We start from the raw sequence: 18913 nt of genomic DNA on the forward strand, positions 1-18913 counted from the left end.
AGTATTGAACTTAATTATGTAACATTCGTTACAAATTTAAATTATTTTATTACTTATTCAAAATATAATGCTAAAAATAATCTAAAAACACTTAATCTCTTCAAAATATTCCTTTGATTATAGCTATATCTTCTTTTATCAAAATGAAAAAAATATCTTATTATAATAAAAAAACTTAAAATGATAATAGATTTATATATTTTTATATGATAACATTAGTTAGACAAAGGTATCTTTATTTGAAAAGATGCCTTTATTCGTTTATATGTATTATTAAAAATATATTGTATATTATGCAAGGGGGAATTTTAATATGGAATTTAATTACAACCTTCCAGTAAATCTTTTATTTGGAAGAGGTAAAATAAATCAGGTAGGTAATGAAGTAGCTAAATATGGAAAAAAAGTTCTTATAGTAACTGGTAAGAACAGCACAAAAAAAAGTGGATTACTTGATAAAACAATTAATTTATTAAAACAAGCAAAAATTGAAGTTGAAGTTTTTGATAAAGTTGCTCAAAATCCACTTACTACAACAATATATGAAGGTGTTGAAGTTGTAAAAACAACAGGATGTGATGTCATTTTAGGGCTTGGTGGCGGAAGTATTATGGATGCTGCAAAAAGTATTGCATTTTCAGCTAAAAATTCTGGTGATATATCTGACTATATATTTGGAATAAAACAAGGAACAGAAGCGTTACCAATAATTTTAGTTCCAACAACATGTGGAACAGGAAGTGAAGGAAATAGTTTTTCAGTTCTTACTAATCCTGAAACTAAAGATAAAAAATCTCTTAGAACCAATGCTATTATTGCTAAAGCATCAATTGTAGATCCAGAACTTATGGTTACAATGCCAAAACATATAATTGCATCAGTTGGATTTGATGCATTAGCACACAACATGGAAGCTTATTTATCAAAAATAGGACAACCATTAACTGATATAAAAGCCCTTTATGGAATTAAATTAATAGCTGAAAATTTACCTAAAGTCTATAATGATCAAACTGATTTAGATGCCTTTGAAAAAGTAACTTTAGGAAGTACCTTAGGTGGTATGGTAATTGGAGTAGCAGGGGTAACAGCACCACATGGACTAGAACATCCTGCAAGTGGATTACATGATATTGTTCATGGAAAAGGTCTTGCTGCATTAACACCAATAATTATTGAAAAATCATGGCAAAGTGATATAGAAAAATATACTGATATATCAAAATTATTAGGTGGTACCAACGCTGAAGATTGTTCAGATGCTATAAGAAATTTCTTAAAAAAGATTGACTTAAACATAACGTTAAGTGAACTTGGAGTAGAAGAAAAGGATATTGATTGGATGGCAGAAAACTGCATGAAAGTTTCAAAACCAAGTATTTCAAATCATCCTAAAGAATTTACATTAGAAGAAATAAAGGATATTTATTATAAATCATTATAAAGATCATATTTATACAACTAATATTAACAAACTCAATATTTTTTATAAATAAATTAATTAAGTAGTTTCTAAATTCAAAATTTAAAAATATTAATAAAAGGAACCTAATAATATACATTAAAAATATTTTATATTCTTAGGTTCCTTTTTTATAAATTATTTTTTAGTTAATCAATCATAGTTTATTAATCTATAGGTTTAGATTTAACAAATTTTTCAGCTATATCATATGAGTTTTCAGTTCCATTAAAAAAGAAAACAGAGTAATAAATTCCATCTTCTTTCCAAATATATTCTACTGTAGGTGTATAATCAGTTTCTTCATATTTAAAGACTTCCTTATTATCAATATTTAGTTTTTCAGCTTTAATTTTCTTAGGTTTATTATCTTCTGTATTTTCTCGAATAAAATAACCATTCTCAGCTATGTTATCATAAACTTTTGAATTTTTTTGTGCAGTAAAAGTTATTGATCCATTTTTATTAGAATAAAAACTGTTAAGTTCATAATTAATTTTATTATTTTCTATATCAGAATCTCCAGAAATACCTACACCTGAATCATTTATTTTTACATCTTCATTAATTGTTAATGGAAGTTTTGGGTTAAATCCTAATAATTTTTTTGCTTTTTCTAAATCTTCCTTATCATAAATACTCATTACTCCTATTTCTGTTGAAACTTCTCTCTCCACAGAATAGTTTACATTTTTTATTTCTTCTGGGTATTTTATAGACTTTGCTATTTTCTCTATATTGTCTTCTGAAAGATTTAATATTTCCTTATCATTAAATATAGAATTATATTCTATACTATACCAAATACCTTCATTTTGCCATGCAAAATATTTGTGAACATCTTTACGCTCTGGAATAATATACTCATCTGTCATTATAGATGGTGTAGTTGATTTTAAAGTAACGCTCAATCCATTTATTCCCTCTAAATTCATTTCTTCTTTTTCGCCTTCAATTCTAGCCCTAATAGATTTATATGAACTCTCAATTTTTTTTAAAGATTCCACTGGATCTTTTTCAAAAATTTGGAATGCAATTTCGTCTTTTGATGCATCTGAATTTTTTAAAAATATATTCAAGGCATTTTCATTATCTGAAAGTTTTATAAGCTGAAAACATGAAACTCTTGGGTTATATCCAGGCATAAAATCTGGTATTTTGAATTTTAATCCCCATACTTTTTCTACTTTTTCTATATCATCATAAACTTTTTTAGGTGAATCAATAAGAAACTTATCTCGATCCTTTGAGCTTAGTATACTATTGTTATTTGAAGTGGTTGATACAACATTATTAACTTCTGCTCCTTGAACTATAATATTATTTGTAAACATTAAACTTGTAGCCAATGCTACTCCTAAAGCTGCTTTAACTGATATTTTGTAAGATCCATTTTTAAAATTTTTTATCATTTTAATTCTCCCCCTAATTTGATTACTATTTTCAAAAGAAATTGCCAATTGTGAATATTTATTTTTATGTGAAAATTTTTTCGAAAAATTTATAAGAGTCATTCCATACTTTACTTTTTCTTCTTCCCCAAGAATTTCAAGTACACTTGCATCACAGGCGTATTCTCTATAAAGTTTGATTTTATTAATTGCAATCCACACTAAAGGATTAAACCAATGTATTGAAAGTGCAATTACTCCAATGGAGTTGTAAAATAAATCCTTCCTTTTATAATGCATTAACTCATGTAAAAATATATGTGAAAGTTGATTTAAATCTTTTATTCTTAAAACATGTTCTGGAATATATATTTTAGGTTTTATAATTCCCAATATGCATGGACTCTTAAATGTATTATGAATAAAAACAGGAATGTTTTTTCTAACATTAATTCTATTAACACAACTATTCATTAAATTTTGAATTTCAGAATAATTATCTTTTTTCAAATATTTAACTCTTCTTTTAAAATTAAATATTGATAATAGAAATATTGAACTTAAAATTACTGCTCCTATAATCCATAAATAAGAAAATATTTTAAAAATAACTGATATTAACTTTTGTTTTTCAGCATTTTGTATTTCCTCTTTTTCATTTATTTCAGTATTCATATTATGATTTACATTATTATTTTTATTAACCACTATAGGTAATTCTTCTTCTCCTTTTAATTCATCTTTTTGATTTTGTATTTGAATAACATTTTCATATTTCTCATAAAAAGTACTAAATAAATTAATATTCATTTCAGGAATTGTAGGTACAAGTAATCTTATAATTACTAAAATCCACAATCCATGTTTAATCCTTACACCAATATGATTATTAAATACTTTTAAAATTAACATAAGTATTAAAATACCAATACTTGTGGTTAAAGAAGTTTGTAAAATCCATAAAAAAAATTTTTCTAAAATTCCCATAAAAACCTCTCTCTCTTCCCCTTATGCAAGTTTTATATAAAATTTTAATATTCTAAAATTGCTTTAATTTTGTTTTTCTTTTTTATCTTTAAGTAGGTTTTCAAGCTCTTCAATTTCTTCTATAGATAATTCTTCTTCTTCTAAAAATTTACTAAAGAGAATTCCTAATGCTCCATCATATACTTTTTTAAGAAAAGATTCATTTTCTAATTTTATGCATTCATCTTCAGAAATTAAAGGATAATAGTTATAAACTCTACCACACCTTTCAAACCCTATTGCACCTTTTTTTATTAATCTTGTAATAAATGTTTTTATCGTTTGAGTTGACCAATTTATTTTTCCAGACAAAGAATTTATTATTTGTTCTGATGTTAAAGGGTTGTTTTTCCATATTAGTTTCATTACTTCCCATTCTGATTCAGATATTTTTGGTACCTCACTCATATTTATCATCTCCTTTTTTCCAATTATTTTTAAGTAAATTCCCCTGTCCATGAGCGTTATACTACAATATCAACATTCACTTAAAACATAGCCTTATTTTAAAACATCATATAAGCCTTAATATTTTTAGTTATATTTTAAATCTACAGTTGTAAATTATAATCTTAGTCTACAATTGTAGATTTAAAATGTCAATATTTATAATTAGAGTAAATTCTTAATATTTACTTAAAATATTACTAAATTTTATTATAAGAACCAAAAAGACTATATCATTTTATAACTAACAATTATAAAAATGATATAGTCTTTATACTATAATGTCACTATTCACTTAAAATATATATTATCTTTTAAACTTTATTTTATTTAGTATTAGATTTAGTAAAACTCCAACAATTGCCGCAAAACTTAATCCTGATATAGATATTGTATCATTTATTTTTATTCCTACTAAAATCCCAAATTTTTTCTCTATAACAGTTCCCAAAAGTCCTATTACTAATATTATAATAATTACAAGTAAATTTCTCCAATCAATTTTTACTTTTTGATATTTTATAGTATTAAATCCAACTAATGAAATCATAGAGAATAACATTATACTTATTCCACCCATAACAGCTTGTGGAATTGTGCTTATTGCCGATCCAAACTTACCTATAAAACTTAACATTATTGCAAATAGGGCTGCTAATCTTAATATTGATGGATCATAATTTTTTGTAATTGCTAAAACTCCAGTATTTTCTCCATATGTAGTATTAGCTGGTCCACCAAATGATGCAGCTATCATAGTAGCTAGTCCATCTCCTAGTAAAGTCCTATTCAATCCTGGCTCTTCTATAAAGTTTTTCCCAACTACTTGACCATTTGTTGTTATATCACCAATATGTTCCATAAAAGTAGCTAGTACTACTGGTGCAATAATCATTATAGCTCCTAAATCAAATTTAGGTAATGTAAAATGTGGTATAGCTATAACACTCGCTTCTGAAATTGCTTGAACATTAACATATCCTGTAAAATAAGATACTATATACCCTATAATGACTCCACATAATATTGCTATTTGAGATATGAAACCTTTTCCTAAATATTTTACTGATAAAGTTACTCCTAAAGTTATAACAGCAATCATTAAATTGTCTTTAGCCATGTTAAAAGCTGTTGGAATTAAATTTAATCCTATTACCATAATCATCGGCCCAACAACCTGTGCTGGTAATACATGTTTTATTTTATCAGTACCAATTTTTTTGATAATAAAAGACATTAATACATAGATTAGACCTGCTATCATTATTCCACCTTGTGCATATCTTAAATCGCCATATGTTTGTCCAACAGCGCATATTACTGGAATAAATGCAAATGATGAGCCTAGAAAGACTGGAACTTTCATTTTTGTACAAACATGAAATACTAACGTTCCAATACCTGCACAAAATAATGCTACTGAAATATCAAGACCGGTTAGAATAGGCACTAACACTGTTGCACCAAACATTGCAATTAAGTGTTGTAATGCTAATACTATATTGCTTACCGTTTTTTTCCACGAAATTTCTCCGAATTGTTCTTTTGTACTACTTATAATTTCTGACATAAAAAAAATACCTCCTTAAATACATAAGAGGAAAATACTATTATCTCCCCTTTTTAGCCTCTCTGGACTAAATTAAAAGTTGTTGTCAAATTTTTAGTTTTTAATAATATAAATTACTTTTTAATTATTTATTTTACTTTTATATCATTCCTTATCTTATTATATCTAAAATTTTAAAAAAGTAAATAAATTTTTACAAAATATTTATTTTATTATTTGGTTTTGATTTTATATAAAAAAACCTATAAAGTCAATATTATTTTTTGATATTTACTTTATAGGCAATATTTCTTAATTAATGTTATATGTTCTTCTTAATATTACATCTTGATTTTAAATAAAAATAAAAATTCTATTCTTTAGGTATCCAGCTATTTACTAAATCTTCATTATTCTTCATCCAATTCTTTGCAACTTCTAAAGGATCTTTATCACTATTATCTTGGATATCGCCCATTAAAGATCCTAGCTGTTTGCTATCCATCTTAAAATTATTTAAGAATTGTGAAACTTCTGGCATGTCTTTTGAAAAACCTTTTCTTGCAATTGTATAAATATCCTGATTTTCACCATAAACTTTTTTAGGATCATCTAAGAATTTAAGATCCCAACGTGCAAACTTCCAATGAGGTTCCCAACCTGTTACAACAATTGGTTCCTTTTTATCTAGTGCTTTTTTAAGCATAGCTGTCATTGTAACTCCACTACCTTCTACAAGATCTAAATCTAAGCCATACTCTTGTATTGCTTTATCTGTAGCTTTCATTATACCTGCACCTGGATCGATACCTATTATTTTTCCTTCTAATTGATCTTTAATTTTATTTAAATCTTCTATACTATTTATATCCATATAGCTAGGAACTACTAATCCTATCTTAGCACCTTCAAAATTTGTTCCTATTTTTTCTATATTTTCTCCATATTTATCCATATAATCTTTATGAGCAAGTGGTAGCCAAGAATCTAAGAAAGCATCCATATCACCAGTTGATACTGAAGTATATACCATACCTGCTTCTCCTTGTTTCATCTCAACTTCATATCCCATTTTATCTTCTAATACAGCTTTAGCTAAATTAGTCATAGCTATTCCATCTGCCCAATTTACATATCCTAATGTTACTTTTCCTTTTGAATTTTCCGTTTTTTGTGTTGAATTTTTTCCACATCCACCTAGCATTCCTACAGCTAATATCCCAACAAACGCTAATGACATAATCTTTTTTAAACTTTTGTTCATTATTATTCCTCCTCGTATAATAAGTTTATAGTCAGTTAATTTACTGCCTTATTATTAAATCTCGTTTTAAAGAAATATCTGTAATTAATTGTATTAAAGCAAGCATTATTATTATAACCATACTTGGTATAATTAATAATAAATCTTCCAATCCAAATATTAACGTTTCATTTATAATTTTAAACTTTTATAAAAAAAACCTATAAATTAAATATTAAACTAATAATATTTAATTTATAGGTTATATTTATTAATAAAGTTATATGTTTTTTATTGCAATATATGATTTGATCTAAAAAATGTTAAAAGAGAAAGATTTTCAAATTTAATTAAGATTACTTAAAGTGAATTTCAGATAGTTTAAACTTACTGTTTATAATTTTTATAAACCAATTGAATATTACAATAAATTATATTTTTAAAACATATACTTTAATAAAAACTATTAATTTATTCTTTAGGTATCCAACTATTAACTAATTCTTCATTATTTTTTATCCATTCCTTCGCAACTTCTAATGGATCTTTATTGCTGTTTTCTTGAATATCACCCATTAAAGATCCTAGTTGTTTGTCATCCATTTTAAAATTATTTAAGAATTGTGTAACTTCTGGCATATCTTTTGAAAAATTTTTTCTTGTAATTGTATAAATATCTTCTGCTTCACCATAAACATTTTTTGGATCTTCTAAGAATTTAAGATCCCAACGAGCAAATTTCCAATGTGGTTTCCAACCAGTAACAACAATTGGTGCCTTTTCATCTTCTGCTTTTTTAAGCATAGCTGTCATTGTAGCTCCGCTACCTTCCATAAGTTCTAAATCTAATCCATAGTCTTTTATAGCTTTATTAGTAGTTTTCATTATGCCTGCACCTGGATCAATACCTATTATTTTTCCATCTAATTCATCTTTAACTGAATTTAAATCTTCTATACTATTTATATTCATATAGCTAGGTACTACTAATCCTATCTTCGCACCTTCAAAATTTGTTCCTATTTTCTCTACTTTTCCTTGATATTTCTCCATATAATCTTTATGAGTAACTGGTAACCATCCATCTAAAAAGGCATCCATATCTCCAGTTGATAATGAAGTATAAATCATTCCGGCTTCCCCTTGCTTCATATCAACTTCATATCCCATTTTATCTTCTAATACAGCTTTGACTAAATTAGTCATAGCTACTCCTTCTGCCCAGTTTACATATCCTAATGTTACTTTTCCTTTTGAATTTTCTGTTTTTTGTGTTGAATTTTTTCCACATCCACTTAACATGCCTACTGCTAATATACCAGCGAATGCTAATGTCATAATCTTTTTTAAGTTTTTATGCACTCTTATTCCTCCTTTATTTATTAAATCTCTTATTTAAGATATATTTGTAGTTAAATTAATTATTTTTTTTATTTTTTCCTAAAGATTGAGTTATTCTGTCTAATACCATAGCTAAAATAACTACAGCTAATCCACTTTCAAAACCTGTACCAACATCCATTTGAGTAATACCATTATATACTTCTCTACCTAATCCACCAGCACCTATCATAGCAGATATAACAACCATAGATAATGAAAGCATTATTGTTTGATTTACTCCAGCTAATATAGTTGGCAGTGCAATAGGTAATTGTACTTTATATAACATTTGATTCTTGGTAGATCCAAATGATTTTGCGGCTTCAATTACATCTTCTGGAACTTGTTTAATCCCTAAATTAGTAAGTCTAACTGCAGGTGGCATAGAAAAAATAACAGTAGCTATAGCTCCTGGAACTTTTCCCATTCCAAAAAATAAAACCGCTGGAATTAAATATACAAAGGCCGGCATTGTTTGCATAAAGTCTAATATAGGTCTTAATATTTTAGCAACTCTATCATGCCTAGCTGCATAAATTCCAAGTGGTACACCTATAAGTAAAGAAATAAACGCTGATACCAATATAAGTGCAAGTGTTTCCATTGTTTGAGGCCATAATTCCATAGCATCAATAAATAATAACCCTACAAATGTAAAAACAGATGTCTTCTTATCGGTAAGTTTTAATGTTATTAAAGTAAGTACTATTATTATAACTATACTTGGTATAATTAATAATAAATCTTCTAATCCAGTTATTAATGTTTCATTTATGATTTTTACTAGTTTAAAGAATGGTTCTATATTATTTTTTAACCAATCTATTATAAACTCAATATATGATCCTATATGTAATGTAAGCATATTATTTATCCTCCTCTCCAGCAATTCCAGCAATTATTGTAGATCTTTTTATTATCCCCATTAAAATATCATTCTCACCAATAACTGCAATAGGATATTTTGTATCCTTAGCTACAGATAACAAATCAGAAATCGCTTCATCCGGAGATGCTTTAGGAACATCTTTTATTACTATCTCTTCTATAGTTTTTATGTTTTTCTTTGCAAGTTCTAATGCATCATCAATATTTACAATCCCTTTTAGTTTTCTTTCTTTATTAATTACATAAATACTAGAAATTCCTTCATCTTTCATAATCCTAACCGCTGCTTTTGGACCATCTTTTTCAATTCGTATAGCTTTTGCTATTTCCATAATAGTAGACGATGTTATTACTTTTGTTCTATCTACATCTTGAACAAATTTTCTTACATAATCACTAGCTGGATTAGTTAATATATCTTCCGATGAACCTATTTGTTCTACAATACCATCTTTCATAATTGCTATTCTATCACCCAATCTTAGTGCCTCATCTAAATCATGAGTTATAAATATTATAGTTTTCTGCATTTTAGCTTGTAATTGTAACATTTCTTCTTGCATTTCTTTACGTATTAATGGATCTAATGCACTAAAAGCTTCATCCATAAGAAGTATTTCTGGCTCTGTAGCTAATGCTCTAGCTAGTCCAACTCTCTGCTTCATCCCTCCACTTAATTGATCTGGCATACTTTCCTCATATCCTTTTAAGCCTACTAATTCTAAACATTCATATGCTTTTTCTTTTCTCGTTTTAGAATTTACTCCCTGTATTTCTAAACCATACGCCACATTATCTGAAATAGTTTTGTGAGGAAAAAGTGCAAAGTTCTGAAAAACCATAGCAATTTTTTTTCTTCTAACTTCTAGAAGTTCATCTTCATTGCATTTTAATATATCTTTTCCGTCTATCAAGATTTGCCCACTTGTAGGTTCAATAAGACGATTTAAACACCTTATTAATGTTGATTTTCCACTCCCTGATAATCCCATAACTACAAAAAACTCACCTTTATTAACTTCAAAACTAGCATTATTTACACCAACAGAATTTCCTGTCTTACCATGTATCTCAATTTTATTCATTCCTTTTTCCAACATAGGAATCACTTTTTTAGGGTTTTTTCCGAAAATTTTATATAAATCTTTTACTTCTAATTTCGACATGTTTACCTCCTCTAAAATTTCTTTTAAACTTATTATTAAATATATAAGCTCCAATAAAATTTGTTCATTAATATAAATCTTAAAATATTTATAAATAATATCACTTACCAGTATTGTGAGGAACTTATATAGACAATTTATGATATATATGCTTTTAACTAGATATGATTAATTTAAAGATATAATTTTTTTATAAAAATTATATAAAGGATTATAAATATAATAACTTAATTAAAACATATATATTAATATTTATGTGATATATACTTAGTTTTTATTAAGTAACAACTCTAATTTATCACAAAGTTGTTACTTTTGTCAAATCTCTATACATAATGGCTATAGATTTTTAATATAAAAATATACATTAAAATATACAAATATTTTAAACTAATATAATAATAAATATTCATATATTTTAACAATATTTTCAGTCAAACTTATACTATTTCAACAAAATATGTTATAGTATAGAATATATTTACAATCTATTAACCGTAATAATATATACTATTTTATTCTATATATATAGGTAAATTTATTTATTATATTTTAAATATAACTAAAATATTAAGTTAAAAAGGAGCTTTATTTTATGGATATTAACTATTCTACACTTATTATGACACTTATTAATTTTGCTTTATTAATTATGTGTGTATTTATAGTATTTAAAGCTATACGAGGATTTAAAAATTTTATTATTAGAAACAAAGCTATAGACCAAAAATTAGACACTATTTTAGATAAATTAAAAGAGAAAAACTAATAAATAAAAAGAGTAGATATCAAGTTAAATTTTGATATCTACTCTTTTTATTTATTCATATTAATTTCTATTTATACATTACCCGTATAATCTGCATTTAAAAACATATTTGCTTCTTTTGTACGTCTACGATATAAGCCTTCTATTCTTCTACCTCCACCATTAGACCATGCTTGAAAATTAGATATGAGAATATTTCTATTTCTTATTCCATCAACCACATTTTTGTATAGTGTAGAACTTAATAGTCCTGCAATTCCGCAATTATATGCAAAACTTACTAATGCATCAAATTCATTTTGAGTTAAAGTTATTCCTTTAGAATCTAAATCTTTTTTTATTGCTTTGGCATATTTATTATTAACTAGTTCTCTTAACATTTCACTAGCTTGACTTTCTGTAATATTTGATAAGCCCTTTATTTCATCACCCGTCATGCCATATCCTAATGTCAATACTCCAACTGTATCATAATACGGTGTAGCAGAGAATCCTTCCCAAGATTTTATAAAATTAATACAAGCATCTGAAACTAAATAATTATTTAACATACGACCATCTTTATCAAAAATATACTGCTTTCCATTAATAGTTGCAGTGCAGTCTATATAGCATTTACCTTTATATCCATTACTATTTTCTTCTAGGTAATACCATATTCCTTTTAATTGAAGCCATCCGGTCTGCATTGCACCCTTTTCATTCATATAATACCATGAACCATCTTTATCTTTTACCCATCCCGTTTGCATTATACCTTCATCATTTAAATAATACCAAGTTCCATTATCTTCATACCACCCTTTTATAACTTTTCCATCCGGGCCTTCTACACACCATTTCCATTGTGACATATTATTTACCCTCCCCTCACCAAATATATACTTCTAATTAGATACTATAATTAAAGACATAATTCTCTATAATAATTTAAAATTTATTTAATATTACATAATATGAAGTTTATTTTAAATAGGTTACTTTTAATTTAAAATATCTCATTTATCTTAGATTTTATTCTTCTTTCGATTTCTAAAAATTCTATACTTTTTTGAGACATCAAAAAGGGAGTGTCTCAAAAAAAGTATCTACTTCATGCATTTACTTACTGTATTTTAAGACAATCCCTTATATTAATTTTATAATAACTATTTTATTAATCTAATTCTAATATTGTACCTGTTCTATTAGTAAATGATTGCTTACATTCCCTATTAAAAATATCAACTGCTTTATCACCAGTACAATGGGATAAACCTAATAATTCAACTCCAGATTCTTTTAAATAATCAACTGATTTCTTTATTCTTTCATCATCAGCTTCTATAAGATGAGTTCCACCAATTATTCCTATTATCTTTTCTTTAGTTCTTTCTTCTATAGTCTTAACCATATTTAAAAAACCTGGATGTGCACAACCTAGCAATATAATTAGTCCCTTTGAAGTTTTAATTCCTAATGCTACTTCTTCATCAAATGTGTCAACTATATATTCATTATCAACCTTAAGTTTCATATTTTCATTCACTTTTTCAAAATTATAATATTTATTAAAATTGGAAAATACAAAAATATCATCACTTATTTTTAAAATATCTGTTGTTACATCTTCTGTAATAAGATCTTTACTCTTTATATATTCTTTATCAAAATCGGTTCCTATATATGCATAACCAGGTTCTTTTGAGAAATCTGATTTAAGTGTTCCATCTGAATAATGATATTTATTTATTCTTTCAAAGAAATATTTACTTACTATAAGTTTAGGCTTAATATTATAAGTCTCTAATAATTTTTTTACCCCACCACAATGATCATAATGTGCATGACTCAAAACTAAAATATCAGTCTTTTTAAGATCAACATTTAATTTTACAGCATTTTCAATAAAATCTCCTGTTTTTCCTGTATCAAATAAAACATTACAATCGCTTCCTTCAATAAACATAGAAAGACCATGTTCATTTTTTAGCTTTTCTTCCTTATCTAATGTATTTTCTATTAATGTGGTTATTTTCATATTAACATCTCCCTTTTTAGGCACATGAAATAAAATAATAGATCAACGATGTAGCATATATTTTGTTTCAGACAAGAAGACAAAATATACAAACATACTAGTCTATTTTTTGAATGTGCCTTATATTGTAGCTGCAAACTCCTTTAAAAGTTCTGCTGTAGAATTAAGTTCTTGAACTGTTGCAGTAATTTCTTCTAACCCTGATGCTTGTCTATCTAATAATGAATTTGAAGCATTAAATCTATTATATATCTTATTTATTGAATTTTGTATATCACTCAATATTTGATTAATTTCATTTATAGATTGACTACTTGATTGAGATAATTTTCTAATTTCATTAGATACTACACTAAATCCTTTTCCATATTCCCCTGCTCTTGCTGATTCTATAGCTGCATTTAATCCTAACAGATTAGTTTGTTTAGCTATACTTTCTATAAATTTTAACACATCATCTGTTTTCTTATAATTATCATTTGTAATCTTTATAAATTTTTCTATATCTGCATTAGTTTCAGATATTTTTTGAAGTCCAGATGCCATATCAGATAAATTACTACCTATTTGACCTAACGACTCTGATAAATTGTTTGACATATCTGCCATCTTTTCTTTTCTTTCTACACTCATTCCAATTACAATTGTTCCTGCCATTTTATTATTTTCAAAAACTGGAATTGCTATAGTTTTTAATGGTACACCAAAAACATCTTCAGGAACTAACACAGACACTTGTTTTTTAGCTTTTAAGCATACATCAGCTGCACAGCCATTTGGTATTAAATCTCCTGTTTTAGATTGCATTTTTAAATTTTCACTATCTTTTACCAACAAAAACTTTTCAGTATTAGATATCGTAAAAATTAATTCATCATCAAAATAATATTTAAAATATGGCATTAAAGTATAAAATGCTTGCATTAATTGATTATCTTCTATCTTATTTATCATAAAGCTCACTCCCAATATTTTATCTACTGCTATGAAAACTAATATTTATGTTTTATTAAATTAGAGCTCCTTTCAAAATACAAATATTTATAAATATTAGTTTTATCATTTGATATTGTTTTCAATATTATATCACTTTTTCATTATTTTGGACAATTATTTTATTTTTTCCATTTTTGTTTTAATTGTATTAAAAATAGACCTAAATATTAAAATAAATTAATATTTAGGCCCTTAAATTTTTATAGTTTTATTTACATTATAAATTAGTAATTACAAATATTTTTTATAATAATCTTCTCTAAATTTAATACTACATTAAATTTATTATTAAAATTACACTGCCTTCGCATTTTCAAACTGTGAATTATAAAGGTTAGCATAAAATCCATTTTGAGATAATAATTCTTCATGATTTCCTTGTTCTATAATATCTCCATCATTCATTACAAGAATTAAATCAGCATCTTTTATGGTTGATAATCTATGAGCTATAACAAAGCTAGTTCTTCCCTTCATCAGATTATCCATCGCCTTTTGAATAAGTACTTCTGTTCTTGTATCTACTGAACTTGTAGCTTCATCAAGAATAAGAATTTTGGGATCTGCTAATATAGCTCTTGCTATTGTTAATAACTGCTTTTGTCCCTGTGAAACATTACTTGCTTCTTCATTTAACTCCATATTATATCCATCTGGTAAAGTTTTTACAAAATTATGAACATGAGCTGCTTTAGCTGCTTTTATTACATCTTCATCAGTTGCATTTAATTTACCATATCTAATATTATCCATTATGCTTCCATTATATAGCCATGTATCTTGTAATACCATCCCAAAAGCTTCACGAAGTTCACTACGATTAAAGTTTCTTAAATCATTACCATCAATTAAAATTGCTCCATCATTTACATCATAGAAACGCATTAAAAGCTTAATCATCGTTGTTTTACCAGCTCCTGTTGGTCCTACAATTGCGACCTTTTGTCCTTGTTTAATTTTAGCATTGAAATCATTTATTATAATTTTTTCTGGGTTATATCCAAAGTGTACATTTTTAAATTCTACATTACCATGAACATCATCAATAGATGCAGGATTCTTAACAAATTGTTCTTCCTCTTCTTGCTCTAAAAATTCAAAAACCCTTTCAGCAGCAGCTGCTGTTGATTGTAGTAAATTTGAAACTTGAGCAATTTGTCCCATTGGTTGAGTAAAGTTCCTGCTATATTGAATAAATGATTGAATATTACCAACTGTAATTCTACCTTTAATAACAAAATATCCACCTAAAATTGAAACTGCTACATATCCAAGATTACCTACAAAAGTCATAATAGGCATCATAAGCCCTGATAAAAATTGTGATTTCCATGCTGACTTATATAATATATCATTAGATTTTTCAAATTCATCAATTACTTTTTGTTCTTTATTAAACACCCTAACTATATTTTGCCCACCAAATACTTCTTCAACTTGCCCGTTTACATGACCTAAATATTTTTGTTGTTCTTTAAAATATTTTTGAGAATTTTTAATAACAACTCCTATAATTCCCACAGAAATTGGAACTATACATAAAACTACTAAAGTCATTATCCAATCAATACTAAACATCATTATCATAATACCTATTACAGTTGTTATTGATGTTATAAGTTGAGTCGCACTTTGATTTAAACTTTGAGATAAGGTATCTATATCATTTGTAAAAATTGATAAAACTTCCCCATGAGTTCTTCCATCAAAAAATTTCATTGGCATACGATGAATTTTTTCTGATAATTCTTTTCTTAACTTATAAGTTAACTTTTGAGAAACATTTGTCATCAATATTCCTTGTATGAAAGAAAATATGGCACTAACAGCATATAGACAAATTAATATTACAAGTATTTCACTAATTTTATTAAAGTTAATTCCTGGACCTCCAGATATCTTACTCATAAATCCTTCAAATAACTCAGTAGTTGCATTACCTAAAATTTTAGGTCCTACTATAGCAAATATTGTACTTCCAATAGCAAAAATAAATACAAGTATTATAGGAGTTTTATATTCACTTAAGTACTTTAATAGTTTACTCATAGTACTTTTAAAATTCTTAGCTTTTTCTCCTGTGCCCATTTTTCCGCCGCCCATCGGAGATTTTCTTTGCACATTATTCTTACTCATCCTCAAGCTCCTCCTTTGAAAGTTGTGATAAAGCAATTTGTTTATAAACTTCACAAGATTTTAATAATTCTTTATGTGTCCCTATTCCTACTATTTCCCCTTCATCTAAAACAATAATCTGATCAGAATTTAACACTGTACTAATTCTTTGAGCTACAATTAAAATAGTACTATCTTTTATTTGTTCATTTAATGCTTTTCTAAGAACAATATCTGTCTTATAATCAAGAGCAGAAAAACTATCATCAAATATATATATTTCTGGTTGTTTTGCAATTGCTCTTGCTATTGATAACCTTTGTTTTTGACCACCTGACACATTATTTCCACCTTGAGAAATTGGGCTATTATATGTATCTTGTTTTGCTTCTATAAATTCAGTAGCTTGTGCAACACTAGCAGCTTTTACCATTACTTCATCTGAAGCATTTTCAAGACCATATTTAATATTGGATTCTATTGTTCCTGAGAATAGCATTGCTTTTTGAGGTACATAACCAATTTTATTTCGTAAATCATATTGAGTAACATTTCTTACATCTACTCCATCAACTAATATCTCTCCTCCTGTTACATCAAAGAAACGAGGAATTAAATTAATTAATGTAGTTTTACCACTACCTGTACTTCCTATAATTGCTGTAGTTTGTCCTGGTTTTGCAATAAAGTTAATATTACTTATAACATCTTCTTCTGCATTTGGATATCTAAAACTAACATTATTAAATTCTACATAACCTTTTTTAGTATCATCAAATTCTTTTACTGATACAGGATCTTCTACTGATACTTCTGTATCTAAAATTTCTGCAATACGCTTTGCTGATACCGCAGCACGTGGCATCATAACTGATATCATTGAAAGCATTAAGAATGCCATTATAATTTGCATTGTATATTGAATAAATGCCATTAAATCTCCAACTTGCATTGTTGCATTCTCTATTTTACTAGCCCCAACCCATACTATTAATATTGTAATTGCATTCATTATAAATATCATTGCAGGCATCATGCATGTCATTATTTTATTAACAAATAAATTAACATCTGTTAAATCTTTATTTGCTTTATCAAAACGTTCTTCTTCATGTTTTTCAGTACTAAATGCGCGTATTACTGGAAGGCCTGTCAATATTTCTCTAGCAACTAAGTTTATTCTATCAACTAACTTTTGTAATTTTTTAAATTTAGGCATAGCAGTTGCAAATAATATAATAACAAGACTTAATATAGAAAGTACTGCAACACCAATAACCCAAGACATTGAACTATTAGTATTTAAAACTTTTATATAAGCACCTATTCCAAGAATTGGAGCATATAACACAAATCTAAGTACCATTACTGTAAGTAATTGAACTTGTTGGATATCATTAGTACAACGTGTAATTAATGATGCTGTTGAAAAATCATCAAATTCTTTATTTGTAAATCCAACAACCTTTTTAAATATACTGCTTCTTAGATCACGGCTAAATATGGCTGCTACTCTTGAAGCTATTAAAGCTACAAGCATTATTGATACCATACTCACTAATGAAAATCCAAGCATCTTTGCACCAGATACAAATATATAATGTGTTTGGTATTTATCCATATCTATACCAACTGTATTATATTCATTTCTTACAAATGAAACTGCCATTTGATTAATAGTATTATCATCTAACTTACTAAACGTTTCATTCATTTTTGATGTTATTTCTTTTAACTGTTCTTTTGGCATAACTTTAAATGCATCGAATATATCTGCACCTTGTGGTAATACCCCAGCTGGAAATGAGTTAAGTATCTTCTCTTCCACTGCCTTAACTTCATCTGATCCACTTTCAAAATACTCAAGCAATACCATTGGTTTTCCCAATATTAAATTTAGTTCTTCAATTTTATCTTTATTAGTACCTTTTAATACATAAAGATTTTCTTCTTCTAATAAAGGATAATTATTATTTGAAGTAGATGCTTTAGAAAGTAAATCATAATTTTCTATCACTTTTTTATAATCTTCATTTTCCATAAATAAAAAAAGTTTTTTCATTTCGCTCTCTCTAATTACATCTGGAGTTATTTTATCTACTCCTCCATGTTGAATACCTATATTAACAATATTTGAAGTATATTTAGGTAAAGTTAAATCACAAGCTGATTGTATAACTAATAAAACTAATATAGCTAGAATAGGCCAAACTGATCTTTTTAAATGTTTTAATAATTTAAGCATATACTTTTAATCCTTTCTTTTTTGTTTATTATTGAATAATTTTTAAACTTATAGTATTTGTACTGGTGGTTAAAATTTATCCCTTAATTAACCAGTATTACTAATTGTTTTTTATTTTTAATTATCAACATTTATTTACTATGAAACTTATCTTACAACGAAATTTTATTTATGTCAATAAATATTTACTGTTAACATTTGTTGACTTTTTTA

The 18913-nt window shown here is 26.5% G+C and carries 14 protein-coding genes; 2 read left to right on the plus strand and 12 right to left on the minus strand.

The annotated features are described in order from the left end of the window. Nucleotides 1-313 precede the first annotated feature (313 nt). Nucleotides 314-1444 (plus strand): iron-containing alcohol dehydrogenase, encoded by a 1131-nt coding sequence (locus KYD98_RS04160; RefSeq protein ID WP_219778323.1) that lies wholly within the window; start codon nucleotides 314-316, stop codon nucleotides 1442-1444. Between the two features lie 185 nt (nucleotides 1445-1629). On the opposite strand, the gene KYD98_RS04165 is transcribed toward KYD98_RS04160, so the two are convergent. From KYD98_RS04165 to KYD98_RS04195, 7 genes are all read right to left on the minus strand, one after another. After that, nucleotides 1630-3840, minus strand: a complete 2211-nt coding sequence (locus tag KYD98_RS04165) for a M56 family metallopeptidase (RefSeq protein ID WP_219778324.1) — start codon at nucleotides 3838-3840, stop codon at nucleotides 1630-1632. 63 nt (nucleotides 3841-3903) lie between these two features. Next, nucleotides 3904-4287 carry a BlaI/MecI/CopY family transcriptional regulator gene (locus KYD98_RS04170; protein ID WP_219778325.1) on the minus strand — a complete coding sequence of 128 codons (384 nt, stop codon included), beginning with the start codon at nucleotides 4285-4287 and terminating at the stop codon, nucleotides 3904-3906. A gap of 346 nt (nucleotides 4288-4633) precedes the next feature. After that, entirely contained in the window at nucleotides 4634-5896 is a 1263-nt protein-coding gene (locus KYD98_RS04175; protein WP_219778326.1) for a uracil-xanthine permease family protein, read from the minus strand. A gap of 352 nt (nucleotides 5897-6248) precedes the next feature. Continuing rightward, on the minus strand, nucleotides 6249-7139 hold the full coding sequence (locus KYD98_RS04180; RefSeq protein ID WP_219778327.1) for a glycine betaine ABC transporter substrate-binding protein: 891 nt from the start codon (nucleotides 7137-7139) through the stop codon (nucleotides 6249-6251). Between the two features lie 450 nt (nucleotides 7140-7589). Then, complete coding sequence (locus KYD98_RS04185; RefSeq protein ID WP_308462430.1) at nucleotides 7590-8480, minus strand: glycine betaine ABC transporter substrate-binding protein; 891 nt, start codon at nucleotides 8478-8480, stop codon at nucleotides 7590-7592. A gap of 55 nt (nucleotides 8481-8535) precedes the next feature. Next, the gene (locus KYD98_RS04190; RefSeq protein ID WP_219778328.1) at nucleotides 8536-9366 is read right to left on the minus strand and encodes an ABC transporter permease; all 831 of its coding nucleotides are present in this window, start codon (nucleotides 9364-9366) and stop codon (nucleotides 8536-8538) included. Between the two features lies 1 nt (nucleotide 9367). After that, the gene (locus KYD98_RS04195; protein ID WP_219778329.1) at nucleotides 9368-10555 is read right to left on the minus strand and encodes a quaternary amine ABC transporter ATP-binding protein; all 1188 of its coding nucleotides are present in this window, start codon (nucleotides 10553-10555) and stop codon (nucleotides 9368-9370) included. Nucleotides 10556-11150: 595 nt separating this feature from the next. Here KYD98_RS04195 and KYD98_RS04200 point away from each other — a divergent pair. Then, nucleotides 11151-11324: a hypothetical protein gene (locus KYD98_RS04200; protein WP_219778330.1), complete on the plus strand. Its 174-nt coding sequence runs from the start codon at nucleotides 11151-11153 to the stop codon at nucleotides 11322-11324. Between the two features lie 71 nt (nucleotides 11325-11395). On the opposite strand, the gene KYD98_RS04205 is transcribed toward KYD98_RS04200, so the two are convergent. From KYD98_RS04205 to KYD98_RS04225, 5 genes are all read right to left on the minus strand, one after another. Beyond that, a complete protein-coding gene (locus tag KYD98_RS04205; protein WP_219778331.1) occupies nucleotides 11396-12178 on the minus strand; it encodes a lysozyme in 783 nt (260 codons plus the stop codon). Between the two features lie 302 nt (nucleotides 12179-12480). Beyond that, the gene (locus KYD98_RS04210) at nucleotides 12481-13344 is read right to left on the minus strand and encodes an MBL fold metallo-hydrolase (RefSeq protein ID WP_219778332.1); all 864 of its coding nucleotides are present in this window, start codon (nucleotides 13342-13344) and stop codon (nucleotides 12481-12483) included. Between the two features lie 120 nt (nucleotides 13345-13464). Beyond that, the gene (locus tag KYD98_RS04215; RefSeq protein ID WP_219778333.1) at nucleotides 13465-14298 is read right to left on the minus strand and encodes a methyl-accepting chemotaxis protein; all 834 of its coding nucleotides are present in this window, start codon (nucleotides 14296-14298) and stop codon (nucleotides 13465-13467) included. Nucleotides 14299-14634: 336 nt separating this feature from the next. Next, on the minus strand, nucleotides 14635-16476 hold the full coding sequence (locus KYD98_RS04220) for an ABC transporter ATP-binding protein (protein WP_219778334.1): 1842 nt from the start codon (nucleotides 16474-16476) through the stop codon (nucleotides 14635-14637). Continuing rightward, complete coding sequence (locus KYD98_RS04225) at nucleotides 16469-18700, minus strand: ABC transporter ATP-binding protein (RefSeq protein ID WP_219778335.1); 2232 nt, start codon at nucleotides 18698-18700, stop codon at nucleotides 16469-16471. Before KYD98_RS04225 ends, KYD98_RS04220 begins: the two co-directional genes overlap by 8 nt. Nucleotides 18701-18913: the final 213 nt, after the last annotated feature.

Source organism: Clostridium weizhouense (assembly GCF_019431045.1).
Taxonomy (GTDB): domain Bacteria; phylum Bacillota; class Clostridia; order Clostridiales; family Clostridiaceae; genus Clostridium; species Clostridium weizhouense.